This window comes from Algivirga pacifica, assembly GCF_039543525.1.
GTDB lineage: Bacteria > Bacteroidota > Bacteroidia > Cytophagales > Flammeovirgaceae > Algivirga > Algivirga pacifica.
In genome coordinates, this window is record NZ_BAABJX010000026.1 from 57,983 (window position 1) to 84,916 (window position 26,934).

Genomic DNA, 26,934 nt, shown 5'->3' on the forward strand with positions numbered 1-26,934 from the left:
TAATTTAAAAAAACACCGCCTCTCCATCAAAAAAGCGGTGTTCCAGAAGTCTGTGTTTATGAAATACAAGTGTATCGCCATTCAATAAATACTACTCTATACAGACATTTTCTAATGGTGTCACTTCAATATTCAACCATTTCACTAGCGTTGCGTAAACTTTCTTTTGATCTTCTTCTGAAAAATCTTTGATACGAGTCGAATGGCTGCCACCCTCCAAAACCATTTTCAATGCATTCGTCTGGTCTGTAGGGTTCACACTACAAGCACCCCAGGTATCATATCCTCCATAGATATATAAAATATTATTCCCCTTGGTCTCCAAATAGTCCAATACCTTTCTCATATAAGTATTGTCATAGGTTAGTGTGACTCCTTCTGGAGCAAAGAACCTATTTGTAGGCGTCTTTACGACTTCCAGAAGGTCTTTGACGTTGGAAGTATCAAAACCATAATATCCTAGTTCTCGCATATGCTGATAATACGAAGGTGCTAATCTATCCAGCGTTTTATCACAGTAAAAACTAATTCCCACAATGCGATTCAAGTAATCAAACTGCTCTTTTGCTGAAGCTCCTTTACCCGGAATTTCTTCTGGTTTTCCACCCCATTGCCAATAGGAAAATGGAAATTCCAATACCGCATACTCCAATGCAACCTCTTCTCCTACCTTAAAATGCATACCCTTTTCAGCGGCATATCGGTGAATCTCATTTAGAATAGCCTGTCTATTCTTCAGTACTTCTCTCTGAAAAACCGCTATTCTATCTCTTGTACTTTTCTCTCCAACCGTTTGAATATGGATATCTGTTCGGGGATCTTCTCTCGAAAGAATAATTGGTGCTACATAAGGAATGGCTACATCCACATCATTCGGGTATTTACTCTTATAAATCAAGGTTGTTTCACCTCCCTTACTGATTCCTGTACTTACCCATTTAGAAGAGAAAATTGGTTTTAGTCTGGTCACTAATCGATGGTAATCTTCTATCGCCTGATCATTCGTCAGATACTCCCAAGGAATACCGCTTTCTGGTACTGATCTCCCATAAAAACGATACTCTACTACCAACTGATTTGCTTGTAATAGTTTACTTGGCTCTTTGGTATAGTTATATGCCCCATACCCTTCTGTTTCCAAGATCATCGGGCGGTCAAAACCAGCAAAACCAAAATAAGCTCTTTGCATAAAACGATCTCCATCGGGCGACTGATGATCCATTGGTTGAGGGATAAATAACTCATAGTACTGAGAAAAATGATCGCTCGCCTTAAGCTCTTTAAAAGTCACTCCAGGAAGTCCTTCTGACAGTTGCTTTCTAAATGCTAATTTTTCTTTGTATTCTGATTTCTTATAAATCCAATTATCAGGGTCTATCGAAATCTCCTCCATATTGATATTTCCTAAAGGTATTTTTGCCTGATTCCCAGTCATCTCAATACGCTGACGTTGTCCACCTATCTCAATTTCCAGAGGCATTGGAAAATCCATCTCTTTTGGAAGGTCCCAACGTAAGGATAAGTAGTCCCCTTCCTTGTTAACCAATAAGTTTGGAATTTGAGGTTGTCTGAGATATACCTCAAAAAACCAGTCCAAGTCCTGCCCACTTTCCTGTTCTGCGATAGTTATAAAGTCACTAGAAGAAACCAATCGACATTGAGAGCCATCAGTCTTTCCTTCCATTTCCTTGCTTGGATACGCCATTTTCCTCAAACTCCTCATCAAGGCCTCCTCTCCAATCAGGTAGCGAAGCGTATGTAGTACTAGTACTCCCTTGGTGTAAATATCTCCATCGCTTTCCGTGTAACATGGAGCATGAAAATACTTCTCCTTGGTAGATTTAGAAGTAATAGGTGCTAATGCTTGAATATTTCTAATTTTAGGGCGCATCGTACCTATATACTGATGATATCCCTCTAGACCTTTCTTTTCTTCTGTATACAGTGCCTGCATATAAGAACAGAATCCTTCATGTATCCAGAAGTCTTTCCAGTCTGCCGCTGTAACCATATTCCCCCACCACTCATGACCTAACTCATGATGATGTAAAAAATCAAATCCAAAAGCATTGGGCTTAAAATTAGCCCCATACGCAATAATGGTTTGATGCTCCATCCCAAGGAAAGGTACTTCCGCTATTCCATACTTTTCATTTCGGAAAGGGTACGGGCCTAATTTCTCCTCATAAAAGCGTAAATGATCTGCAAACTCCGGCAATAATACTTCTGCTTGTTTTTGATGAGAAGGCAATACCCACCATCTCAAAAGCATTTTTTCCCCCAATACATTCGTATACTCATAACTCACCTCTTTATAAGGGGCTATATTAAGTGCAATATCATAGTTGTTGATTGGTGTATTAATTTGCCAGTGGTACGTTTTCTTTCCCTTGAATTTCTTAATCCCTTTCAACTGTCCATTAGAAGCTACTACCAATGGTTTCGGCACGGTAATGTGTAAGTCTACACTGTCCGGCTCATCAGATGGGTGATCCTTACAAGGAATCCAAAGATCTGCTCCATCAAACTGTACAGAAGTAGCAATCCACGGAGCTCCCTGAGGTGTTTCAGCCCAGGAGAAACCACCTACCCATGGGGCCCTAGGGGCTTCCTTAGGATGTCCACTATAATTAATGGCTAATTTCCATTCCTCTCCTACTTGCAGCATACGGGAAGACCTATACCATACTTGTCCCTTTTTTCGTTTTACTTCTAAGGGTGCTTCTTTTCCTTCCACTTTAAAAGTACTTTTCTGCACCTTCAAAGCAGTGTCTAAGTCCACAACTACCCATTCTGAAGGAGCCATCACCTTTGCTGAAATCGTCACTGTACCTAAAATCGATTTCTCTTCTGGAATAACTTCCAGGTCAATATGGTAATGCGTGACATCATAAGCTGCTTGCTCAGGCATCAGTACTCCACCAGAGTCTGTTGGTTTTGCACCTAGTTTTCGTTGTCCCATTACCCAAGGGGACAAGCATAACAAAAAAATCAGCAATAGACTGCTGCTTTTAATCGTTCTCGAAATCATCTTTATATGTTTACTCGTTTATTTTATCGGCGGGAAAAAATTATTTATTCAGTACAATAAATTGTACACCACAAAGGTCAACACTCTTCACTTAAATAAATTGCCTATAGAGAGGTGAATATAGAATCGCAGCTGCTCGTCTCATTACAGAATGTAACCGAACAAGGTCTAGTCACCTTTTACCTTTTACCTTTTACCTTAAATAGCTAATGCTCTTTTATGCCTACGCCCATATTCTGTAGGAGTAACTCCCATATACTGCTTAAACTTTCTGTTGAAATTCGACAAGTTATTGAAACCTACCATAAAGCAAACCTCTGTCACTGTATGCTCGTCATACTGCAATAGCTTACACGCCTGTCCTATTCGAACCTCGTTCAATAAAGTCACATAGGTTTTACGTGTATGACGCTTGAAATAGCGACAAAAAGCATTCGGAGTCATATTTGCGATATCAGCCACTTCATCCAGAGATACCGATCGCTGATAATTTTCCATCGTAAACTTAAAGATTCGGTCCATTCGTCTACCATCTTCTTCATTATCATAGGTCATGTTACTTGAAGAAGCCAAAAGGTCATAATCCTGACAATTGGACAATACTCCCAAAATATTCAAGAGTTGAATGGTTCGGTCAATTCCCTTTTTATCCATTAAGGCAAACAACATAGGCTGTAAACGACTGACTACCTCAGGAGTTTGTACCTGTATACTACGGCTACAAATCTTCAAAAAATCAGACAATTGCCTGCTTTCTGGAAGATCAAAAAAACCATCGCCCAATGATTGCCAGTCAAAGTAAACAGAAATGGCTGTGGCTTTTAGATGGCTATCCTTTTCATAATAACTAGGATCATTACGAAATACATGTGGCATATTCTGTCCAATCACAAAAAGGTCTCCCTCTTTAAATGGATTGATGTAATCCCCTGCAATCACGGTTCCTTCTCCTTCTACAATCAGCATAATTTGAAATTCTGAATGCTGATGAAGCGTATCAAACAAATATCGATCAGCATCTAGCTGTACGCGAAATGATTCTTTTGTACTTTTGGGAATCTTGAATGGAAGTACTTTCATGGTTGTTGGTTATGGTTTTTAGTACATCATTTGAATTGGTAAATGCACTCCAAAAGGAATTAAAACTTAGATTCTGTGACCTATTTACTATAGTTATTTATTGGCTTCCTTAATGGCTCTTACATTCAACTTCATTAACAACTGATACATAAAGTGCTTCAAGCGGATCAATTAAGCAACCTTTGGGTTAAAATAGTATTAGTATTGGATATTATTGAATAAAATCAAGGAAAGTTTTCACTTTACATTTGTGAAATCGGGTTATAAAATCAACTAATCATCACTATGTTTCAAACTTCAATTTATCAGAATAGAAGAGGCATTCTCTCTAAAAATATACAAGACGGTATCCTTGTGTTCCCTGCCAACAGAGAACTGGGAATGAACTTCGCCGATAATGTTTATCACTTTCGTCAGGACAGTACTTTTCTTTATTATTTTGGCATTGACCAACCTGATATCGTAGGGGTATTGGATACAGATACCGGAGAGGAAATCATCTTTGGCGATGAACTTTCCATAGATGCTATTATCTGGATGGGAGCATTGGAAACATTAGCTTCCAAATGTGAAAAAGCAGGTATAAAGGATGTCCGTCCCAAGAAAGAATTGGCCCCTTTTTTAGAAAAAGCCAAACGCAACCAGGCAATTCATTACCTTCCACCTTATCGCCACGATATACAAATAGACCTGTCACTTTGGTTAGATCTACCCATCAACCTAGTCAACAAAAAGGCTTCGATTCCTTTTATCAAGGCCGTAGTTGCCCAGCGATCTATTAAGGAAGAAGTTGAGTTGGTAGAACTGAGAAAAGCAGTGGACATCACCAACCAAATGCATCTTAAAGCCATGGAAATGGCTCAACCCGGAGTTGAGGAAGCCGAAATTGCTGCCGAGTTACAGCGTATCGCCCAAGCATCTGGTGGACAGTTATCCTTCCCTAGTATTGTCACGAAAAACGGGGAAATTCTTCACAACCATTACCATGGAAATACCCTGAAAGAAGGAGACCTGTTGTTGGTTGATGCTGGTGCAGAAACAGCTATGCATTATGCCGGAGACATGTCCCGTACCATGCCTGTAGGTGGAAAGTTTAGCCAACGTCAAAAAGAAATCTTTGAAGTGGTATACGGCGCCCACCAAACAGCCATTGAAGGCTTACGTCCGGGAGAGCGTTTTCTGGATCGACACCTTGCTGCGGCAGCGGCCCTTACTGATGGCCTTAAGGATTTAGGCTTGATGAAAGGGGATACACAAGAGGCTGTGGCAGCTGGTGCCCATACCCTCTTCTTCCAGTGCGGTTTGGGCCATATGATGGGATTGGATGTACACGATATGGAAAACCTTGGAGAAGAATATGTGGGCTATACTGATACCTTACAGAAGAGTAAGGAGTTTGGCCTAAAGTCCCTTCGTCTAGGAAAAGAGCTGGAAAAAGGGTATGTCATTACTATCGAACCAGGAATTTACTTTATTCCTCAACTAATTGATCAATGGAAAGCAAATAAGCACCTTGAGCAATTCATCAATTACGATGTTGTAGAGACCTACAAAGATTTTGGTGGTATCCGACAAGAAGAAGACTTTGTCATTACAGACAATGGATATGAGTTACTTGGAGAGGAAATCGCTAAGACCGTGGAAGCTGTTGAGAAAGAGGTAAGCAGATAGCTTTTGTTGAGGCGGCTTGCGCCGCTGGTTGAGTGGCACTGCGTGCCGTTGAGAAGTGCTTTGCACTGTTGAGAAATAGCTCTCCTGCTAAACCTCAACAGTGCGAAGCCTACACCATGTAATGCACTCCACTATTCTGCTTTGATAATGGTAGAACCTCCAGACAATTGCTCTCGCTCTACTACACCGGAGCCTTTATAGGTAACCCTGCTCCCTCCGCTTGCAGATACATCCATTGCACCATTGATGCTCATTTTCACAGTACTTCCTCCTGACAAATCCGCTTCAAAAGTATCGGTTACAAAATCAAACCCTTCAGCAGCTCCCCCTCCTGAAATTTCCAAATCACAATGTCCCGTATTTCCTGTCAACTCCAGAGTACTTCCACCACTCAGATCAGCTTCAAACGTCTCGACCTCAATAGTTCCTTTAAAATTACCCTCTGCGGATAAAACCAACTTAAGATCCTCAGCAGAGAGCGTTCCTTCCACTTCCATCATCGTCCCTGCTGACCCACTAATTCGCTCTAGAGTCTTGGCTGAAATAAGTACAGTTACCTCAACATCTGAAGAAAAACTTACCCATCTATCTTTTTCTATCTCTAAAAAGTTCCCTACCTGTTTTACGTTTACGTACCGTTGTACATTCTCATGAGCCTCAACCGCCACAGACTCTGTACTATCCATGGTAATTTTCACCCGGAAGCCATTGTGAATACTAATCGCTGAGAAAGCATCTACATCCCTGCTCTCAGTAATCACCGATCCAGTAGGTGAGATACGCTCTCTTGAGCAGCTTGCTAATACAACTAGGGTAAACAGTGCTATGACATATTTTTTCATAAGTATACCATTAAAGTGATTGACACAAAATACTAACCATTATACCTATCAAAGGTCTACTTAATGACATACTATTCAATGTGCTAGCCATGAATATTTCAAAATATTCACAATATAAACATATGCATAAAAAAAGGGAGGCGATAAATCGTCTCCCTCCTATATCATAATTCCAAATCGATAGATTATACCATCTCAACGACCTCGCTGTAAGGCACACGATGTCTTTTCCCCCAGATTCCTTCTGGCTTTCCTTTACCACAAGCAATAACCATTGTAATCTCATCCGAACCTTTCAGTTTCAATAGTTTCTTTACTTTTGGTCCATCAAATCCACCCAAAGGACAAGTATCATACCCTTGCGCTTTCATCGCATACATAAACGTCATCGATGCCAAAGAGTTAGATCCGTGGATTGTCGCAGAGATATCACTTTTACTTACCTCTCTCGCCATAGGCTTTTTCAGACCGATCGCATTCACCATCAATTTTCGGATACCACCAAAGATTCCGAAATAATCATGACGATAAACAAAAGGCATTAGCTTACCATAATACTCCTTTACCTTTGTAAATTGCTCAGAGTCTTTTCCATACTCCTCTGCCAGGCGATTATAATTGAAAGCTGCACGCTCCTTACCAATCGCTGGTCTTCCAACCACTACCACAAACTCAGAAGCCGTCTTTGCAGCCGACTGTCCTAAACATAGTGGTGCCATTGCCTGACGCATTTCCTCCGAACGCACACGGATAAATTTCCACATCTGCATATTGGAGCTATTTGGAGACAATAATGCCTGCTCTAGCGCATTGGCTACCACCTCTTCTGGCATATTATGCTCTGTATCAAATACACGGTTGGATCTTCTAGCCGCTACCAAGGCCTTGAAGTTCTCTAAAGAAATATTTGCTGCTATATCGTTCATATCTGTTTAATTGTTAGAATCAAGATCAAAACTCAACAAAATGAATACCCGTTCATTTATAATGCAAAGATATGAAAATATATCTTGCAAGACACAAAAAGAGGGTTTGATTTTCAGGATAAAAGGAGTTTTCAGGATTTGGAGATAGATTTTTTATTCGATCCATCACCAATCTTTTTTTCCACCCATACCACCCGAGCGTGGACGCTCGGCGAAAGCGCTTTTAGGTCTTAGGCAGGAGCCTAAGACCAGTATCTGTGGGCAGTACTGTAAAGTCTCAACAGAACGAAGTTCTACTCAACGGACGCAGCCCACTCAACCAGCCGCGCAAGCGGCCTCAACGATGGTTATGGTCTTTCCCCCATCAATTCGCCAAAAAATCCTTAAACTTACTCACCTTCTCCGCTGGTACTAACATGTCGGTGGGGGCTTCTGGAGTGGTGGAGATTTTTAGCTTACTTTTAGAGTATTGAATGACTTGCTGTATGGCTTCCCGATGTAATAGGTACTTACGGTTAACCCGAATAAACTGCTTGGGATTCAGCTCTTTTTCTAGTTGCTCTAAGGTAAAGCTCAGGTCATAGGTTTGTCCTTCTAATGTCGTCATAAACACCGCTCTGCTTTCAGCAAAAAAGAAAGCCACCTCCTCGGCTTTAATGGAACGTAATTCATCCCTTACATAGACCATAAAACGTTCTCGATAGGATGGACTCATCTGCTCCGCCACCAGCTCACTCAATGCCTTGTAATCTACTTTTTCAGTCGCTTCTGAAGATTTAGGATTAAAATACTTCAGAAACTTATCAATACTTTTTTGAAGTTCCTGCTTTCCGATAGGCTTCAATAGGTAATCAATGCTGTTTTGTTGGAATGCACTCAACGCATATTGGTCAAAAGCAGTGGTAAAAATGATGGGGGTCTCAATATTAATCTGATCAAAAATATCAAAGCTATTGCCGTCTGATAGATGAATATCTAAAAAGATCAAATCTACTTGATGTTGCTTTAAAAAAGCTAGCGTTCCGGAAACACTGTCAGTTATTTCTACCACTTCGAATTGTGGGACAATATCTTCCAGCATTTTTTTCAGTTTACGGGCAGAAAGGGCTTCGTCTTCGGCGATCAGTATTTTGGTCATGATGATAGGGGAATTGTTGAATCGTTCAATTAAGCTTCGCTTCATTAGATGTCGTCTCGATTTGAGTTGACTTATTTACGACTCATGAGACTAGTGAAGGAAGTATCCTTCTTCCTTCTTCCTTCTTCCACTAGATATTAATATTTTGGTTCTTTGATCAATGGCAAGGTAACAATATACTTTCCGTCTTCCTGATAAAATGTTGGGAGTTCACCTGAAAGCAACTCGTATTTTTCTGTCAGATGTGCTTGTCCCGTTTTATTGGAGGCCATATTCGGCTCTTTTCTCAATTGATACGTATTGGTAATCACTAAGCAATCACTTTCCTGACGTATACAAATCTCCAGAGGCTGGGATTTGCTCACTACATTGTGCTTGACGGCATTCTCTACAATCAGCTGTAAAGACAAGGGCGGGATATACCATTCTTTGACTTCTTCCGATACTTTCTGTTGATAATGCAACCCCTCTTCAAAACGAATGGAAAGCAAAAACATATAGGAGTCTATAAACTCCAACTCTTCTTTCACCGGTACTAGTACTTTCTCTTTAATATTCAGAACATAGCGATAGATCTTACTCAGTTCCTGAATAAAACGATCGGCCCGATCCACATCCTCATAAATCAAAGAAGATAATACACTTAGATTATTAAATAGAAAATGATGATCTAGCTGTTGTTTAAGGGCATTATATTTAGAGGCGATATGCTCCTTTTCCATCTTCTGTACTTCTACCTCCAGGTCTTTCTTATCCTCATAAATTAAAACCATCTCAATAATAACCATTACCAACGTATGCACAATAAAAGGCATGGCAAAACGCATTTCTGCGGGTACCTTAAGATGAGGAGTAAGTGTTACGATCATACCCACTGAAAACGTAACAACCATCAGCGTATCCAAGAAGATTCGAAGGGGTCCCCTGGAGTTCCAAGGAACATGCTTATTCAATCGTTTCGTTAAAAACCCAAATACAAAGACCACTAAAGTGATATGCACTAACAGCTTAGGGGTCACATGCACAACAAAGTTAAACACCTCATCCGCAGACTTCTCCCCCATCCAAACCATCATACCTGCCGGTAAAGCAGACATCACGACCCAGAAAAAAGGAATCAGTAGCAGACGGGGGTTGATAATGTCCTTCATAATCTTTTTAATTTTCAATGATCAATTTTCAATTATTAATAGACTTTATCACGGTTTACTTTGTATGAAATGTAGAAGTGTAAAGTTTCAGCCTATGCACCTCCACACTAAAAACTTAGCCGATGTGGTAAACCGCTTGGTCCAAGAGCAATTCCTTACTCGTACCTCGTTCGGAATTTGAACTCTTGGACCAGTTCAGTGTTTTCTCCTACTTATCAACAACTAACCGTGATAAACTCTAATGAGAGCCCAATTATTGAAAATTGATCATTAATCATTGAAAATTAATTAATCAGCATTCCTGCTAACTGCAATAAATTTACTTCTGAAATCTTGGCTGCATATCGTGCATTGCTCAAACGATTTTCTGCCATACGCAGGTTCTCCTGAGCGGTACGGAACTCTACGGAAGTCACCTGCCCTAACTCATAGCGTTCTTTCGTTTGCTCAAAGTTAAGCTTAGCGCGCTCTACTCCTGTTTCTTCCATACTGGCAATACGCTTTTTGTACTCATAGTCCGTCCAGGCATTGGCTGCACGTCGTTCCAGATCAATCTGCATTTGGTTTAATTGATTCTGTTGCGCTTCGGTAGCCAGTTTTGCATTTTGTACACGAGTACTCACTTGATTTCCGTTAAAGAGGTTCCAAGAAAGACGTACTCCTGCACTATATCCAATACTCTGGTTATAGGTTACCTGACTGGCATCACTTTCCATCTGGTTCCACCCGTAACTGCCATAAGCACTTACTCTTGGTGCTTTTCCAGCTTGTGCAATTCGCGTATCCAATTGATTTACTTCCACCTGCATTTGTTGTGCCTGCAAAGAAGCATTATTTGAACGAATATTACTCATGATCTCCTCAGCACTCAATTCTTCCTGATACACTACCTCTGTATCTACAGCATACACCGTATTGACTTCTTGCCCTAAAACCACGTTAAGGTCACGCAGCGACATCTCATACCCTTGCTCTGCTTCCAATACTTTTGTACTATCTGTATTCAAGTCTACCTCCGCATTCAATACGGCCAATTTATTGACTTGTCCATAAGCATATTGATCTTTCAATCGCTTCACACGATCTCTAGTAATCGCCATGGTTGACTTGGCTACCTGCAAGTTTCTTTGTTGTCTACTCACCGCATAATAGAATTGTACTACCTGAGCCACCGTGTTCTCCATTTGCTGGCGGTACTTTACATCTTCCAATTCTTTATTTTGCTTGAGCTTCTTGAAGGTATAATAGTTTCCAAAACCATCAAACAAGGTGTAATCTACTTGAACCCTCGCATTGTAATTGATAGAAGAAGCCCCATCGATTTCCAAACGGTTCGCTTCAATTGGCACGTCGCCACCTCCTCCTTGCTGTTGGTTATTTCCTCCTGCAGACAAGAACTCAATCTCCGTATTATTATTCGAGTATTCTCCCCCTCCATTCAAGCTGACAGAAGGCAATAGCCCTGCATTACCAACGGTGGCATTGTTCTCTGCAATCTCTTTATTAACCGCAACTGCCTTCAGTTGATAGTTATTGCTTAAGGCGGTACTAATCGCCTCTTGCAAGCTTAGTTTATCCTGAGCCGAAGCCGTGAAGGTTGCCAATAGCAACCCACACAACAGGCTTATATTTTTATACTTCTTCATGCTTGTATTCGTATTTAAGTTCCTTGATTGCGCTTTCTACCTCTTCTGCAGTAAGTTCCTCTCCCGTCTTCAACTTATGCCATTTACGCTTCAACTTATTCACCATATCCAATAGGATTGGAAGTACAATCAGTGTTGTTGTTGTTGCCGCAATGATACCATAAGCGATTGTCACTACCATTGGGATCAAGAACTTGGCTTGCATACTGGTTTCAAACACCATTGGCCCCATACCCGCTACGGTCGTCAAGGTAGTCAGTAAGATTGGACGGAAACGGGAAGTTCCTGCCTCAATTAATGCTTCACGGTATTTCATTCCCCTCTTTAAGTTGAGGTTCAAGGCATTAATAAATACCAGGGAGTCATTGACCACAACCCCTACCAAGGCGATAAACCCAAGGAAAGAAAGAATACAGATCGGTACATTATGTACCATATGCCCAATAATTACCCCAATCACACTCAATGGAATCATGGCAAATACCAAGATCGACTGCGTCACGGAACGCAAGGTAAAGACCACAATCGCAAACATACTGAAAAAGACAATTGGCAATACACGTTGTGCCGAGTTCACCACTTTCTCCTGCTCACGCTTCTGTCCATCATAGCTCGCTTTCAACCCTGGATACTTATCCTGTAATTTTGGTAAGATGTCTGTATTGACCTGCTTGATGATCGCTGGTACGGATGCATTCGGGCTCGTCAACTCAGCGGTAATATTCACTTCACGTTGGAAGTCCAAGTGATTAATGGCTGAGACACCATTGACAAACTCCAGATTGGCAATCTCATTTACAGGATAAGCAGAACCGTCAGGCATACGGATACGCATGTCCTCCAGCTGTCCAATGGTTTTTCTGTTTTCCGGGCGGTAACGCACCCATACTCTTACCTCATCTTCGTTACGCTGTAAACGTTGTGCTTCTAAACCAAAGAAACCCTGACGCACCTGAGAGATCACGTCTTGAAGTGTGATGCCTAAGTGATACGCTTTATCTTTCAAGGTAATCAGGATTTCTCTGTTTCCTACTGGTGTGTTGTCTGCAATATCTCTCAGCTCCTGGATAGACTTCAGTTCAATCTTCAACTCTTCCTTGGCCTTATTCAATTGTGCAAGGTCAGGATGGTTTAAGGAAAGAGAGAATGGTTTTCCAAAAGGTGAGAAGGCTACAAATTCATATTTCTCCGCCCCTGGAATAGCCGGTACCTTTTCCTGAATCCCATCAATCACATCGTAAATTCCTCCTTTACGAACCTCAGCATCCAGCAACGTAATGTTCACTCTCACCTTATTTTCTGCATTCAGGTAAGTCTCTGATACTTTTTGAATCAGTGCTTGTCCCCCTGGTTGGTTGACACTCAACTCTTCATTCACCTCATCAATAGCTTTATTGATCACATTCAGCCATTCGTCCGTTACCTCTTCTTGTGTACCGGAAGGCATTTCCAGGTTCATGGTAATATCGTCTCCTTCTACATATGGGAAGAAAGTCGCATCCACGTATCCCTTACCCAACAAAGCGATGGATGTGATGAATAAAGCAGTAGGAATTGCTAACCCAAGTATCTTATGATCCAGAATATAGGTAATCACTGGCTTATACGTATGGGTACGCAACCAACGCATCGCATCCTCGGTCTTCTGTGTCACATTGAAACGCTTTTGATACCCTGCCTGCAATGCCTTGGAGTGTGCAATATGACCTGGTAAAATAATCAATCCTTCAATAAGAGATACAAACAAGATAGCTATTACAATAATTGCCATCTCCGAGAAAAAATCTCCCATACGGCCATCCAGGAAAACAAAGGTTGAGAAGGCTACCATGGTAGTCAAAACCGCAGACAGTACGGCAGGCAATACTTCCATTGTTCCATCAATGGCCGCACGAACCGAAGTCTTTCCTTCCTCATAATGCTGGTAAATATTTTCTGCCACTACGATGGCATCATCCACCAGAATACCCAATACCACAATCAGAGCAAACAAGGTAATCATGTTGATCGTTACCCCTGTGAAAGAGATAATGATAAACATACCCAACATAGAAATCGGGATACCGATCGCTACCCAGAAAGCAATTCTAGGATTCAAGAACATTGATAGGAATACCAATACCAACACAATCCCCATGATCCCGTTGTCTGTCAGTAAATCCAGACGTTGCTGCAAGATCACAGACATATCCTTTACGATGGTTGCCTGCAAATTGGTATTACTGTTATTGAAGTCAGTAATGTAGTTTCTTACCTTCTCGGAAATATCTACCACGTCTTCCTCATACGTACTACTCACGGTGACAATCACCCCTCTCTCTCCATTGATCAATACTCTGGTAGGCGTGTCAGCCCATTGGTCTTTTACTTCTGCAACGTCTTTCAGACGAATCACACCACCATTGTCTGTACGTCTTACGATCAAGTGATCCAGTTCTTCACTGGTATAGGCCTTGTCCTTTACACGAATAAAGAACTCCTCTTGTCCATCCTTGATGCTCCCCCCTGTCATATTCAGATTGGCTACTGATACAGCTCTGGCTACCTCCTGAAAAGTCAGGTTGTAAGCACGCATAGCCGACTCATTCAGTAGAATCGCTATTTCCTCTTCCGGAAAGCCCGACAACTCCACCTTGGACACCCCATTCATCGCCAATAAGTCTTTCTCAATAGTACGTGCTGTCGCTTTGAGCGTATGTAGGTTTGCCTCTTCTCCAGCAATACCAAAGTTGATGGCAAAGTTCACATTCTCTTGCTTGAAGGTAATGATGGACTCTACCCCTACTGGGAAAGAACTGATCTTATTCACGGCATTCTCTACATCCGTCAGGGCTTTTTCCATGTTTGTCCCCGACTGCATTTCTACCGTTACCTGTCCGGAGTTTTCACGGGACACGGAAGTCAATCGCTCCAGCCCGGTGATTCCTTTCAGGTTTTCTTCAATTTTCAGGACTACCCCTTCCTCAATTTCTTCTGCAGAAGCCCCCGGATATACCGCTTGTACCATCACAAAACGGTTCGGAGAGTTGGGAAAGAAGTTGCTATTGATTTCTCTGACTCCCATAAAGCCAAAGAAAACAATCAGTACCATCACCAGATTGACGGCGAGGGGGAACTTGATAAAATATTCTATTAGTTTCTTCATATCGTCAATTGGTGATTATTTAATGGTTACTTCCATTCCTTCGTAAGCACTTTTCATTGTGGTCATCAGGATCGCATCTTTGGTAGAGACTCCTTTCACCATCGCAGTATTTTCCTTCACGGCTACCACCTCTACGTACTTCTGCTTCAATAGTCCCTTACGATTATTACCTTCCACGATGTAAACCTTGCTGTTTTTCAATAGTTTTCGAGGAATCTCTACAACCCCTTCCAAGGTATTCCCTTCAATCATTGCTTGCATAAACATTCCTTCCTTCAAGCCTTTTCCTGAAGTCATTACGAAAATATTCACCAACTGTGACTTTGGGTCCAGGTTACCACCGATACGGGCAACTGTTCCTTTCCATTCCCCTTGAATATCCGGAGAAGATAAGGTTACCTTATCGCCTTTCGACAATTGTCCCGCTTCTTTCAGAGGCAGTGCCAAGGCTACTTCAAATACATCCGTACGGATCATTTCACCCAATTGCATTCCTGGGCGCACCGCCAAACCGGCATCGACATTGGACTTGGTTACAACACCTGAAAATGGTGCATAAATAGTATATTTCGAAAGGCGTTCTTCTCCTGACTTGATCGAGTAAAATGCATTGTATACCCCTTTTCCTGCCAGGTAATATTTTTCTTTCTCTGAAACAGGCGTTGGCAACGCTTTCAAGGATTTGTTGATATCCATCTGATCCAGGTATTTCTGCCATTGTGGATAACTCTCAGGAAAATCTGCTTTTAGATCTGGAATAATGGCTGTGATTGCCGACAAGAAATTACTCTTCTGTGCCAATAGCGTCATCGCATACTCTCCTTTATCAATCGAAAGAATTGGCTGACCCTTGCGGTAGGTATTTCCTTCCTTAAAGCTTTTGGCAGAAGCTAACAGACTACCTTCTACTTGTGCATATACCTCAAAGCGTTCTTTAGAAGTCAGTTTACCGGTGGCTTGCAATTGATTCTTTAAGGTATCAGGCGTAAAATACTTCACCTCCACTAAAGGAGCTTTGGCCTCTTTAACCTCTGCATTGGCTTTGGCAGCCCCTGGCATAAACTTGGCAAAGATCACCGCAGCTATAACTAATAAGGCTCCAATGCCTGCTGGTAATAGTTTCTTGTCTTTCATCACTAAGTAAGTCTTATCGTATTTATATTGATTATTCGCAGATATTTTAAACTATTCAATCCATAGAATGTTCTTCGTTTTCTCATACTTCTTCCCTACGTCGTACATTCATTATCGATCGTCACTAAAATGTAACTTCTCTGCCACCTTATTAAATAAGAGTGGACGAAACGGGAAAAACGTTTAATGAAGAATGTAGAATGAAGAATGAAAAATACGCTTCCTATTCACTTCTTTTGTTGGGACGATCACAAGGAGCGTCCTTTCTTCATTCTGCCTTTACCCTTCGTCGGGGCGACCACAAGGGGCGCCCTTCTTCCTTCTTTCTGCCTTTACCCTATCGTCGGGGCGACCACAAGGGGCGCCCTTTCTTCATTCTTCATTAAATCGATGACCTCTACCCCTCCCCACCCATTACATTCCTCATTGAAAATGAATAATTGTAAATTTCCCATGGCCTAAACATGAATTATTCAACCATCATCTTAAAAATTTCCTATAGCTTTTATATTTTAGGGCAAAGTTTTCATTCACCACTTATCATATCATAATGGATCAGAAAATTAACGATCAAGTACAGGTCTGGTTAGACGGTAACTATGACGAGGAAACGAAAAAAACAATTGAACAATTAAAATCCAGTAACCCAGAAGAACTAGCAGACAGTTTTTACAAAGGTCTTGAGTTTGGTACAGGTGGCTTGAGAGGTATTATGGGTGTAGGTACTAACCGTATGAATAAATATACGGTGGGTATCGCGACACAAGGGTTAGCTAACTACCTAAAAGAAGCCGAAAGTGGAGAACTTAAAGCAGCGATTGCTTACGATAGCCGTAACAACAGTGACTACTTTGCAGAAGTAACGGCCAAGGTATTTGCAGCTAACGGTATCAAAGTATATCTTTTTGATGCCTTGCGTCCTACTCCGGAACTTTCTTTTGCTATCCGTGAGTTGGGTTGTCAGACTGGTGTCGTATTAACCGCATCTCACAACCCTAAAGAATACAACGGTTACAAGGCTTACTGGAAAGACGGTGGACAGCTTGTACCTCCACACGATAAAAATGTGGTAGCGGAAGTGCAATCCATTCAATCAGTAGACGATGTGAAATGGGAAGGCAACGAAGAACTAATCGTTAAAATCAATAAGGAAGTTGACGAGCCATACTTGAAAATGTTAGAGGAGAATGTGATTGCTCCCGACATGATCAAGTCTCAAAAAGATATGAAGATCGTCTTTACTTCTATTCACGGTACAGGTATTGTACATATTCCTGAAATCCTAAAACGTATTGGATTCGAGAATGTACATGTCGTAGAGGAGCAAGCTGAGCCTAATGGCAACTTCCCTACGGTAGTATACCCTAACCCGGAAGAGGCGGAAGCCCTAAGCATTGGTCTTGCCAAAGCGAAGGAATTGGATGCGGATATTCTTTTGGGAACTGACCCGGATACAGACCGTGTTGGTATCGCAATCAAAAATCACAAAGGAGAATGGGTATTGCTGAACGGTAACCAAACCGCAGCCCTAATGTTCAACTATGTGATTGAGAACAGAAAGGCCATGGGCTTGGCTAAAGACAATGACTTTGTTTGTAAAACCATTGTAACGACTGAGCTGATTGACGCATTCGCCAAGAAACAAGGTATGACTTGCTACAATGTCCTGACTGGTTTCAAATTTATTGCGGAGGTAATCAAGGAAAAAGAAGGAAAGGAAAACTTCGTTGTTGGTGGAGAAGAGTCTTATGGTTATCTGGTAGGCGACAAAGTTAGAGATAAAGATGCAGTAGCTTCTGCTGCCATGATCTGTGAAATGGCCGCTTATGCACGTAGCAAAGGACTTTCTTTGTTTGATCAACTGATTGAAATCTACGTGAAGTATGGTTTCTACAAAGAACGTTTGATCTCTATCACCAAGAAAGGAATGAAAGGGGCCGAAGAGATTGCTGAGATGATGAAAGAGCTAAGAGCAAACCCTCCAGCAACCATCAACGGTTCTAAACTAAAAGATGTTATTGACTACCAGTCTTCGGTAGCCAAAGACGTACAAACAGGTGCGGAGTGTACCGTAAATCTTCCAAAATCTAACGTATTACAGTTCTATACGGAAGACGGATCGAAAATTTCTGCTCGCCCATCTGGAACAGAACCTAAGATCAAGTTCTACTTTAGCGTGAACACAACATTGGACAGCAAAGAAGACTTTGATAAGGTGGATGCTATGCTCGATGAAAGAATCGATGGAATCATTAAGGATATGAAACTGCAATAGTTTTTTACCTCTATAAGCATCAATAAAAAAGCCATCTTAAGTATCAGCTTAAGATGGCTTTTATTTTATAGCAATACTAAAAACAGAAAAGGGCACCGCACTGCGACACCCCTTTAAACTTAGTTAGTAACCCAAAAACTAACTATTTCTCATTGCTACTTTCTACTATGAACCCTTAAGAGCGAGAAACGGGATTCGAACCCGCGGCCCCGACCTTGGCAAGGTCGTGCTCTACCAGCTGAGCTATTCTCGCTTGTTTTTGTATTATTTGTATAGCAAATATGAATATATAATTAATAATATAAAACCCTTTACATGTTAACAAATGAAAATATATTCATTCAATAAAATGAGCAACACGATAATTAATTACAGATCAAACACTTAAGTATATTTCTATTTTTAGATTATTATTATTTTAACATAATTTTAACAAACTATAATTAATCTAAATAAAAAGTCTTCATATTGTTAGCTGCACACTAATCTCTAAAGAGGTGTAAAAAAAAGACAGCAGAAGCTGCTGTCCATTTTCATTCTCTCATTGCTACTTTCTACTATTTAATCTCGAGCGAGAAATGGGATTCGAACCCAAATAAAATGCCTTGTAGTTTTACGATTGTATTTAATATATCACGCTGCACTACCTCGCTTATGTGAATAAACTATTGCGTTTACATTAACTAATACAGATTCAAAATGTTTTCCCCTACGCTCTTTTCTCATCATTAGATTTTGTTTGGAATAGTCTTTTTTAAAGAGAGATAGAGTAACTTGTTCATCCCGCTACACGGCGTATGTTAATTGAGCTTCGCTCGTTCATGCTGTTTAGTTGAGTTGTTTGTTTTTATTGTTTTTTTGAAAGCTTCGCTTTCTATTTGGTATGATGACTTCATTATCTCTACGAAACATAGCCACTGAGCGGAGCTCAATAAAAACAAACAACTAAACATTATGAACGAGCGAAGCTCAACTAAACAATATGAACAAGCAGATAGCTTATTGCTTCACGCCTACCAATACCTCTTCCATTTCTAAGCCTGTGCATTGCTTTATTGCTTTGATCAAGTACCACAAAGCCGCAAACATCACCAAGGTCGATGGGATCGCAATCACCACAAAACTCCAAGCCGTCATTTGCCCTAATTCTTCGTTAAACGCAACAGTCCCCGGATCACTTACAATAAGTACCTTTGCTAGTATAAAATTTAAGGCTGCAGACAAGAAGAAAGAAAATGCCAATAAAATAGTCGCATGGTTCAGCTTTTTCTTGAAAATTGACTCATTACCTTGTTCTTCCAGAGATGCATTAATCTTGTCTACTCTAATCAGCGTAGGATTGTACAACAGCTTTTCCACTAAAGGGAACTTCGTTTTCATGGAAATCAAAACGACCAAACCAATAATGAAAGGAATCGCGGCCTCTTTAATAGCAATATATTCTTTAGGTAGCTCTAATAGTCCTACCGTTCCAGTCAATAATACACTCACAAATCCCATCACAGAGAAAAAGTTGACCTTACGGGTCTTGATATAATCATAAATACCATAAAGCACCGGAATACCTACCGCTACGATCAACCCCAACGTAGGCCCCAGATACTCCTCATCACTAAACTTGGATAAGATCACTGTAGGGATCAGGATATTGATCAATAAATTATTTAATGGACTTTCTTGTTTTTTCTTATCACTCATTGTATTAAATTTTGTTTCAAGGGATCTCCTTAGCGTCTGTTTGCAATAGCTTCTTTATTGATGCTTATTTTTTGAATCGTACAAAATTATAAAATATTACCTTGTGTGTAACGTAAAATATAGGGGAGTATATCCTTAAAAGCGTTAAAAGATTTGAAAATCAATACATTTACTACTAACGCCGCACTCCTAAATACGATTCTGCACACCTTTTGTAACTGATTCACAGTATAATTAAATGCTTTAAGGGATTGTAATATTCTAACATTTTTTTGCTTTTTTGTAGGCCAAATCTGAATTCCAATCAACCATGAGAATATATTATTTCATTGTTTCCCTCTTACTCCTGCCGCTTTTCTTACAGGCTCAGAGTGTCTCTCAATTGCTTACAAATGTCAGTACTCCTGAAAGCATTGAGAAATTTCCTAACATCCTTCACGGCGCAAGGCACAAGGAACTCATCTTTGCTTCTGATCGTGAAAACGATACCTTTCAGTTTTATCGTAGTGAGTTTAAACGATCAGAATGGCATAAGCCTGAAGTATTAAAGGTTGCCGACGAACTAGTAAATGTGACCTCTCCTTTCGTGAGCTACGACCAAAGCATGATCTTGTTTTCTGCCTCCAAGGAAGATGACAACTTCGGGGGTACAGACCTATACTATATCGAGAAATACGGTAACCGACTAGGGAAAATCCATAATTTTGGCTCGGTTATCAATAGTGAAGGCAACGAACTATTTCCTAGTCTTTCTGCGGATGGCAAAAGTCTTTACTTCGCTCGTATTGATGACGACTCTGATTTCATCTCTTTTACGTACACTATTTATGTCGCTCATAAAAACGAGAAAGGTGAATGGCAATCCCCTGTTCCTTTGCCAGCTCCTGTCAACCTTAACAGTGAAAAAGCCCCTCTGATTCTCGAAGACAATCGAACCTTACTGTACGCAGCAGAAACTAGTAGTGGAAACATGGACTATGATGTTTTTGCCAGTGTACTACAACCTGATGGCAGCTGGTCCAATCCTATCGCTTTAGATTTTATCAATACCGATCAGGATGATTATCCTCCATCCATCGACCTAAAGGAAAACATGGCCTACTTTATCAAGAATAACGATATCTTTTCTACCGCAATTCCTGATAATGCCCTGCCACAAATAGAGGAAGAAGAAATTCCTGAGATGATCGCTAGTGTTCGAAATGTGGAAAATACCAATACGGTGGTGATCGATGAATGGGATATGGGAGACCTTGATTTTGACGTTAAGGACTATGTAGAGGAAATGAAATACTATGCCTTGATCATCGGTGTACAAGATTATCAGGATCAAGGAATACAGGATCTAGAACATCCACTAAGAGATGCCGAGGACATGAAAAATACCTTGGTCAATCATTATACCTTTGAAGAAGAAAACATCACGGTTGTAAGCAATCCTACCCGTTCAGAGTTGATTCAAGCCTTTGATGGTCTAATGAGCAAAGTACGTGATATTGATAATGTATTGATCTTTTATGCGGGTCATGGATACTGGGACTCCAAAAAAGAAGTTGGCTATTGGCTTCCCGTTGATGCACATCCAAAAAGCAGCAGCAACTGGTTTAGTAATAGCAGACTGAAAGAATACCTGAAAGGACTTCCCGCACAACATACCTTGTTGGTGACTGACGCTTGTTTCAGTGGCTCTATTTTCCGTACAAGGGCCGCGTTTGCCAGTGCTCCACGTACTATCCGTAAGCGATATGAGCTCCCTAGTCGAAAAGCAATGACCAGTGGTGCCCTTAAAGAGGTTCCAGATAAAAGTATTTTCTTATCTTACTTAATTAAGCGACTGGAAAATAATCACAATGAATTTCTCCCTGCCGAGCAATTGTTTGACAGCATGAAGGATGCGATTATCAACAATAGTGAAAACCTACCACAATATGGTACAGTACACGGAACAGGAGATGAAGGAGGGGATTTTATCTTTATCAAACGCTAATGTTGAGGTGGCTTGCGCCACTGGTTGAGCGCTTCGCTGTTGAGAGGAGCTTCGCACGTTGAGATTTTGCAGTACTGCTTTTTCTCAACAGCCCGAAGGGCTACTCAACGGAGCGAAGCTCCACTCAACAGCACGTAGTGCTACTCAACCAGCGGCGCAATCCGCCTCAACAATTTTTCTCTTTTATCAATTTTAATACCCCTGTCATAATAAGGTATTGGGCTGCAATATAGGTCAGGATAATAAAGTATCCTGCATAGGCAATCTCCGTAAAAAATCGATTGAGGGCAATGACACTATCTGAACTCATAAAGAGTAATGCTCCTATAAAAATACGTTGAGCTGCCGCTTTGTTTGGCCCTGTTTTAAGGTTAAAAGCGGTCAAAGCCATACCCAAAATAGAGGCTTCGTAAAATAACACCGCCACTTTTAACACTTCTCCCATCCCTGGATAGAGTAGCCAATATAATCCTCCTCCTACAATCAGAAACGGAATAATCCACCAAGGCTTCTGCTTCAATAAGCCTACTTCCTTCTGTCCTTCATTCAAACGAAGAAAAGTAAAAACATACCAACATTGTGCTACTAGAAAAGCACCCAAGCCTGTCACAAAAAAGAAAGGATTGACTTGCTGAAACATCAGTAAAACATCTCCCAACCAAGAAAAGAAGAAGGCAAACATCATCCCTAAATAGATTAAACTAACCCCTCTCCTCCAAAAACGGGTGAAGTAAAGAGAGATCCAAAGCATAATCATCGGTTTGACTATATATTCTACTTCTTCTGGTAGAACCAATATACGTCTCAACACCTCTCCTATCACGATTAGAAAAAATATAACGTGCCACGCCTTAGACACCTGATAGCGTTTGCTGGTTGTTGTTATAGCCATAAAATGTGTTGTTTATTTGTTAGTATAATGCTTAAAATCGGCGATATCCAATCACCCGATCCGCTCTATCACCGATCTTTCGATAATACACAATGATGTCATAGGTATTCTGAGCCAATCGATAGTTTCCTTCTATATAGCCTTCACTTTTCTCCCCCTGATCATAAATGCTATACGCATAATCATACATCCCCTGCTTGAGAATAGCACTTCCCACATAGATCCCTTTATCGGGTAAATAGGTCATCTTATATTCTTCCTGCAATTTCCAGTCCGTAAACTTCCCCATCAAGTATACATCTCCTTTCACCTCCTCCATTTTAAGGGTAAAGATCACCTCCATATAATCAGCGTCTGTAGAAAACTGCCTTCTACCCATGACTTGTACAAAGTAACTTCCGTTGATATCCTGCTGCTGCTGATTGAATGACTTATCTCCCCTTCGTATATCATTATATAAGTAAATTCGCCTCATATTCCCCGCATCAGGAACTTCAATCGTTCTAACATTCAAGCCACTACCCGTCATACTCCTGAAACCAAATGTTCGAAACTCATTCCCTGCCGGAAATGCATTTTCCATATTGAAGTAATCAAACTCCATCACACGATCATTGGTACGAATAAAACGAGGAGGCAAATTGTAAATTGCATTATCCCAACGTTCATTCTGTCGAAGTGTCACCCACACGCTACGGTCTGGAAAGGGAATCTCCAGGTTACTATAGTTCACTTTAAAGTTCAATTGATGAGTCTCCCAAGTGACTCTTCCTCCTACGGTCTGTGCCACTTCCCCCACAATACTCACTCTATCCTCATATACGACAAAGCGACGAATAAAACGTAAATCGTCTTCGTCTCCCTCCCGATATACTACCAGTAAATAATTCCCAGAACGATTTAAGGCTGGTAATTGCAATTCATAATGTATATAAGGCACCTCCTCCGACATAGAATACTCATAATCATTAATTCGAAAGGCATTGTATTGATTCCCCATAAAATCAAAAGAGCTCAAGCCGGATAAAGTCCAATCATGATTACAATGTAAAATCTTTGCCTCATAGTACTCTCCATCCTCTGCTAGTTCATCAAACCGAAGCAATAGACTCCCTGACTCTCTCACCGAAACGACAGCATCAGCAGTCTCCGCCGGATTGGCTCCACTGTTCGGATTAAAAAGCTGTACCGTTTTAATGGTAGGCTCATAAATAATATTCTCAGGCAATAGCTCTTTTTTATCCAACCATCCCTGATGATACACAGCCTCTTGCCCTAAAGCATTTTCCAAAGAGAAAAAAAACAAGAGGGTTAAAAAGGAACAAAAAGAGAAAACCGTAAAAAATTGTTGTCGGGGCATAGTATAAAAGAATAATTCAACATTTGAAAAAACAATATAAGAAAAATCATATTGAAAAATTTGTATTTTATGGGGGAGAACAATGGTTCTGTTACAAGGAAACATAGGGCGACCATGTGGGGTCTGCCTATTGTTTAATGTTCAATATACTTTGTAACCCTGGGCGACCACAAGAGTCGCCCCTACACCTTTTACCTTTTACCTTTTACCTTTTACCTTAAACATGGATAATCAATCAATCGACCCAAAAATTGTTGAGCAAGTCAGTAAGCTACAAGAAAAATACGAGGCCATGGGACAAGACCTTTCCTCTTATCTGGATGGCTTACTCTATTCCAATTACCTGACCTATTGGGACTATATTCATCTGGATACATTATTGAGTCTACAAAACCCTCGTACTGACTTTCCTGATGAGGAAATCTTTATCATGTATCATCAAATCACGGAGCTTTACTTTAAGCTAATTATACATGAACTGAAACAGATCAGCACACAAGGGGATGGTATCACCGATAGCTTCTTTCTTAAAAGGATACAACGAATCAACCGCTACTTTCTGCATCTATGCGATTCCTTTGAAGTTATGATCGATGGTATGGATAAGGAGCAGTTCTTGAAATACCGTATGGCCCTTCTCCCTGCCAGTGGGTTTCAGTCAGTACAATACCGTAAGATAGAAGTCATGAGTACTGATTTTATTTATTTGGTAGATCACGCCTATAAGGAAGAATTATCACAAAATACTTCTATTGAAAAACAGTTTGCACATATTTATTGGCAACAGGGAGCTACCGAACTCGCTACCGGAAAACAAACTCTCACCCTAAAAATGTTCATGCGCAAATACCGGGATGATTTAATTCAACTGGGCAAGGATATGCAAGCATGTAACCTCTGGAGACTGTATCAGGAACACTTACAGGACACTCCTCTTCAGCAAGAAATCGTTGTTGCCTTACGCAGCTACGATCAGCTCGCCAATATCAATTGGCCGCTTTCTCACTATAAATCCGCAGTGCGCTATTTACATGCAGAGCCTAAAGATATCGCAGCTACGGGAGGTACCAATTGGCAAAAATATCTTCCTCCAAGATTCCAAAAGCGCTCCTTCTTTCCCGACTTGTGGAGTGAAGAAGAAAAACAAGAGTGGGGCAAAGCTTATGTTATGGAGGTAATAGGTAAGAAGTAAGAGGTAAAAAGTAAAATCACCTTTTACCTTTTACCTTTTACCTTTTACCTTTTACCTTTTACCTTTTACCTCAAAAAAATATCTTTTTTGTTATGCATGCATAACATTTTTTATTTACATTTGATTACAATTATGTAACATGGTAATATTTTATCTCCTTTTAACCATAGGAATATTACCTTACCTCCGTTACAATAGTACTTATTGGAGTACTGCTATACTCCCGTAAGAATTTCATCATTTATACCAACAAACAACACACACAAATATGGAGAACCCTATTCAAATTGCTCAGCAAGCGCTTTTTGTGCTTGTCTTGGGTGCTGCAGGATATCTACTTTTTAAAAGAGGTAGCTTCATTAGACGCAATATCTTGCTTGGGAAGGAGGTTGAGCAACCGGGAGACAAAGGGGCTCGCATCCGCAATACAATATTGATTGCTTTCGGACAAAAGAAAATGTTCGAACGCCCACTGGCCGGCATCATGCACTTCACGATTTACGCTGGTTTCTTATTGATTAACTTAGAAGTACTGGAAATTGTCCTGGATGGGCTATTGGGAACGCACCGTCTTTTTGCTGGCATTTTTGGCGATTTTTATTCCTTTCTGATCAACTTCTTTGAAACCATCGCTTTATTGGTTGTTTTGGCCTGTGTCGCATTCTTGGCTAGAAGAAATATCATGCGTTTACCACGTTTCCACAAACCGGAAATGAAAGGATGGCCAACCTCTGATGCCAATATCATTCTGATATGGGAGATTGTACTGATGTTTGCCCTGTATACTATGAATGCTACCGACAGTATTCTTCAAAGCCGTGGTGCTGAACATTACCCCGTTGTTGGAGAGTTTGCTATTAGCCAGTCATTGATTCCGCTTTATCAAGGACTTTCTAACACGGTACTGATTGCTGTGGAACGTACTGCTTGGTGGATGCATATTATTGGTATCATGGCTTTTGCGGTATACATTACTTACTCTAAGCATTTACACATCTTCCTGGCATTCCCTAATACCTACTTCGCAAACCTGGAAGCAAAAGGGAAAATGAAAAACATGGACTCAGTCACCAATGAGGTTAAACTTATGATGGGACTTCCTGCTGAAGAAGGTAATGAAGAGGAAGAAGTCGGTACGTTTGGAGCCAAAGACGTACAGGACCTTACTTGGGTCAATGTTCTTAATGCCTATAGCTGTACCGAATGTGGTCGTTGTACCTCTGTTTGTCCAGCCAACCTTACGGGCAAAAAACTTTCTCCTCGAAAAATCATGATGGATACAAGAGATCGTGCCGAGGAAATTGGTAAGAATATAGACCAACATGGGGAAGGACACGACGATGGTAAAGCACTTTACGGAGACTATATCAGCAAGGAAGAGCTAATGGCTTGTACTTCTTGTAATGCCTGTGTTGATGCCTGTCCTATCAATATCGACCCACTATCAATCATCCTGGATATGAGAAGATATGTAGCCATGGAAGAGTCAGGTACTCCTATGGAGTGGAATGCGATGTTCCAGAATATTGAGAACAACCAAGCACCTTGGGCTTTCCCTCCAACGGATCGCTTCAAATGGGCAGACGAAATCAAATCTGTAAAAAGCTAACCTATGTTGAGGCGGCTTACGCCGCTGGTTGAGTGGCACTGCGTGCCGTTGAGTGGAGCTTCGCTCCGTTGAGCATTAGCTCTAATATAAGTAAATCAGCCTTTCATCACCTTTGAGCATATAAGTGGAGCTTTGCTCCATTGAGCGCCGGCACTAC

The 26,934-nt window shown here is 40.8% G+C and carries 18 protein-coding genes and 1 tRNA gene; 5 read left to right on the plus strand and 14 right to left on the minus strand.

Going from position 1 to position 26,934, the window contains the following annotated elements; translation table 11 throughout:
• Positions 1-91 precede the first annotated feature (91 nt).
• Entirely contained in the window at positions 92-3,031 is a 2,940-nt protein-coding gene (locus ABD985_RS08855) for a M1 family aminopeptidase (protein ID WP_345371009.1), read from the minus strand.
• 198 nt (positions 3,032-3,229) lie between these two features.
• Positions 3,230-4,111 carry an AraC family transcriptional regulator gene (locus tag ABD985_RS08860; protein WP_345371011.1) on the minus strand — a complete coding sequence of 294 codons (882 nt, stop codon included), beginning with the start codon at positions 4,109-4,111 and terminating at the stop codon, positions 3,230-3,232.
• A 285-nt stretch (positions 4,112-4,396) separates the two neighbouring features.
• On the opposite strand from ABD985_RS08860, the gene ABD985_RS08865 reads away from it, so the two are divergent.
• Complete coding sequence (locus ABD985_RS08865; protein WP_345371013.1) at positions 4,397-5,782, plus strand: aminopeptidase P family protein; 1,386 nt, start codon at positions 4,397-4,399, stop codon at positions 5,780-5,782.
• Between the two features lie 131 nt (positions 5,783-5,913).
• On the opposite strand, the gene ABD985_RS08870 is transcribed toward ABD985_RS08865, so the two are convergent.
• The 8 genes from ABD985_RS08870 to ABD985_RS08905 all read right to left on the minus strand — a co-directional run bounded on the left by ABD985_RS08870 (position 5,914) and on the right by ABD985_RS08905 (position 16,219).
• Positions 5,914-6,624 carry a head GIN domain-containing protein gene (locus ABD985_RS08870; protein ID WP_345371015.1) on the minus strand — a complete coding sequence of 237 codons (711 nt, stop codon included), beginning with the start codon at positions 6,622-6,624 and terminating at the stop codon, positions 5,914-5,916.
• 185 nt (positions 6,625-6,809) lie between these two features.
• The gene (locus ABD985_RS08875; RefSeq protein ID WP_345371017.1) at positions 6,810-7,550 is read right to left on the minus strand and encodes a nitroreductase family protein; all 741 of its coding nucleotides are present in this window, start codon (positions 7,548-7,550) and stop codon (positions 6,810-6,812) included.
• Positions 7,551-7,914: 364 nt separating this feature from the next.
• Positions 7,915-8,688, minus strand: a complete 774-nt coding sequence (locus tag ABD985_RS08880) for a LytR/AlgR family response regulator transcription factor (protein ID WP_345371019.1) — start codon at positions 8,686-8,688, stop codon at positions 7,915-7,917.
• Between the two features lie 137 nt (positions 8,689-8,825).
• A complete protein-coding gene (locus tag ABD985_RS08885) occupies positions 8,826-9,839 on the minus strand; it encodes a sensor histidine kinase (protein WP_345371020.1) in 1,014 nt (337 codons plus the stop codon).
• 284 nt (positions 9,840-10,123) lie between these two features.
• Positions 10,124-11,485: a TolC family protein gene (locus ABD985_RS08890; RefSeq protein ID WP_345371022.1), complete on the minus strand. Its 1,362-nt coding sequence runs from the start codon at positions 11,483-11,485 to the stop codon at positions 10,124-10,126.
• Complete coding sequence (locus ABD985_RS08895) at positions 11,472-14,630, minus strand: efflux RND transporter permease subunit (RefSeq protein WP_345371024.1); 3,159 nt, start codon at positions 14,628-14,630, stop codon at positions 11,472-11,474. Before ABD985_RS08895 ends, ABD985_RS08890 begins: the two co-directional genes overlap by 14 nt.
• A gap of 15 nt (positions 14,631-14,645) precedes the next feature.
• Entirely contained in the window at positions 14,646-15,764 is a 1,119-nt protein-coding gene (locus ABD985_RS08900; protein ID WP_345371026.1) for an HlyD family efflux transporter periplasmic adaptor subunit, read from the minus strand.
• A 332-nt stretch (positions 15,765-16,096) separates the two neighbouring features.
• The gene (locus ABD985_RS08905; RefSeq protein ID WP_345371028.1) at positions 16,097-16,219 is read right to left on the minus strand and encodes a hypothetical protein; all 123 of its coding nucleotides are present in this window, start codon (positions 16,217-16,219) and stop codon (positions 16,097-16,099) included.
• 95 nt (positions 16,220-16,314) lie between these two features.
• On the opposite strand from ABD985_RS08905, the gene ABD985_RS08910 reads away from it, so the two are divergent.
• The gene (locus ABD985_RS08910) at positions 16,315-18,039 is read left to right on the plus strand and encodes a phospho-sugar mutase (RefSeq protein WP_345371030.1); all 1,725 of its coding nucleotides are present in this window, start codon (positions 16,315-16,317) and stop codon (positions 18,037-18,039) included.
• Between the two features lie 180 nt (positions 18,040-18,219).
• On the opposite strand, the gene ABD985_RS08915 is transcribed toward ABD985_RS08910, so the two are convergent.
• Positions 18,220-18,292: transfer RNA gene (locus ABD985_RS08915), tRNA-Gly, on the minus strand.
• A gap of 746 nt (positions 18,293-19,038) precedes the next feature.
• Positions 19,039-19,737, minus strand: a complete 699-nt coding sequence (locus ABD985_RS08920; protein ID WP_345371032.1) for a VC0807 family protein — start codon at positions 19,735-19,737, stop codon at positions 19,039-19,041.
• A gap of 310 nt (positions 19,738-20,047) precedes the next feature.
• Between ABD985_RS08920 and ABD985_RS08925 the strand changes: the two genes are divergently transcribed.
• The gene (locus ABD985_RS08925; protein WP_345371034.1) at positions 20,048-21,724 is read left to right on the plus strand and encodes a caspase family protein; all 1,677 of its coding nucleotides are present in this window, start codon (positions 20,048-20,050) and stop codon (positions 21,722-21,724) included.
• 166 nt (positions 21,725-21,890) lie between these two features.
• On the opposite strand, the gene ABD985_RS08930 is transcribed toward ABD985_RS08925, so the two are convergent.
• Together ABD985_RS08930 and ABD985_RS08935 are read right to left on the minus strand one after the other, a co-directional pair.
• A complete protein-coding gene (locus ABD985_RS08930) occupies positions 21,891-22,616 on the minus strand; it encodes a lysoplasmalogenase (protein WP_345371035.1) in 726 nt (241 codons plus the stop codon).
• 31 nt (positions 22,617-22,647) lie between these two features.
• Positions 22,648-23,976, minus strand: a complete 1,329-nt coding sequence (locus ABD985_RS08935; RefSeq protein ID WP_345371037.1) for a type IX secretion system plug protein — start codon at positions 23,974-23,976, stop codon at positions 22,648-22,650.
• 223 nt (positions 23,977-24,199) lie between these two features.
• On the opposite strand from ABD985_RS08935, the gene ABD985_RS08940 reads away from it, so the two are divergent.
• Positions 24,200-25,168 carry a tryptophan 2,3-dioxygenase family protein gene (locus tag ABD985_RS08940; protein WP_345371039.1) on the plus strand — a complete coding sequence of 323 codons (969 nt, stop codon included), beginning with the start codon at positions 24,200-24,202 and terminating at the stop codon, positions 25,166-25,168.
• A gap of 268 nt (positions 25,169-25,436) precedes the next feature.
• Complete coding sequence (locus ABD985_RS08945; RefSeq protein ID WP_345371041.1) at positions 25,437-26,777, plus strand: 4Fe-4S dicluster domain-containing protein; 1,341 nt, start codon at positions 25,437-25,439, stop codon at positions 26,775-26,777.
• Positions 26,778-26,934: the final 157 nt, after the last annotated feature.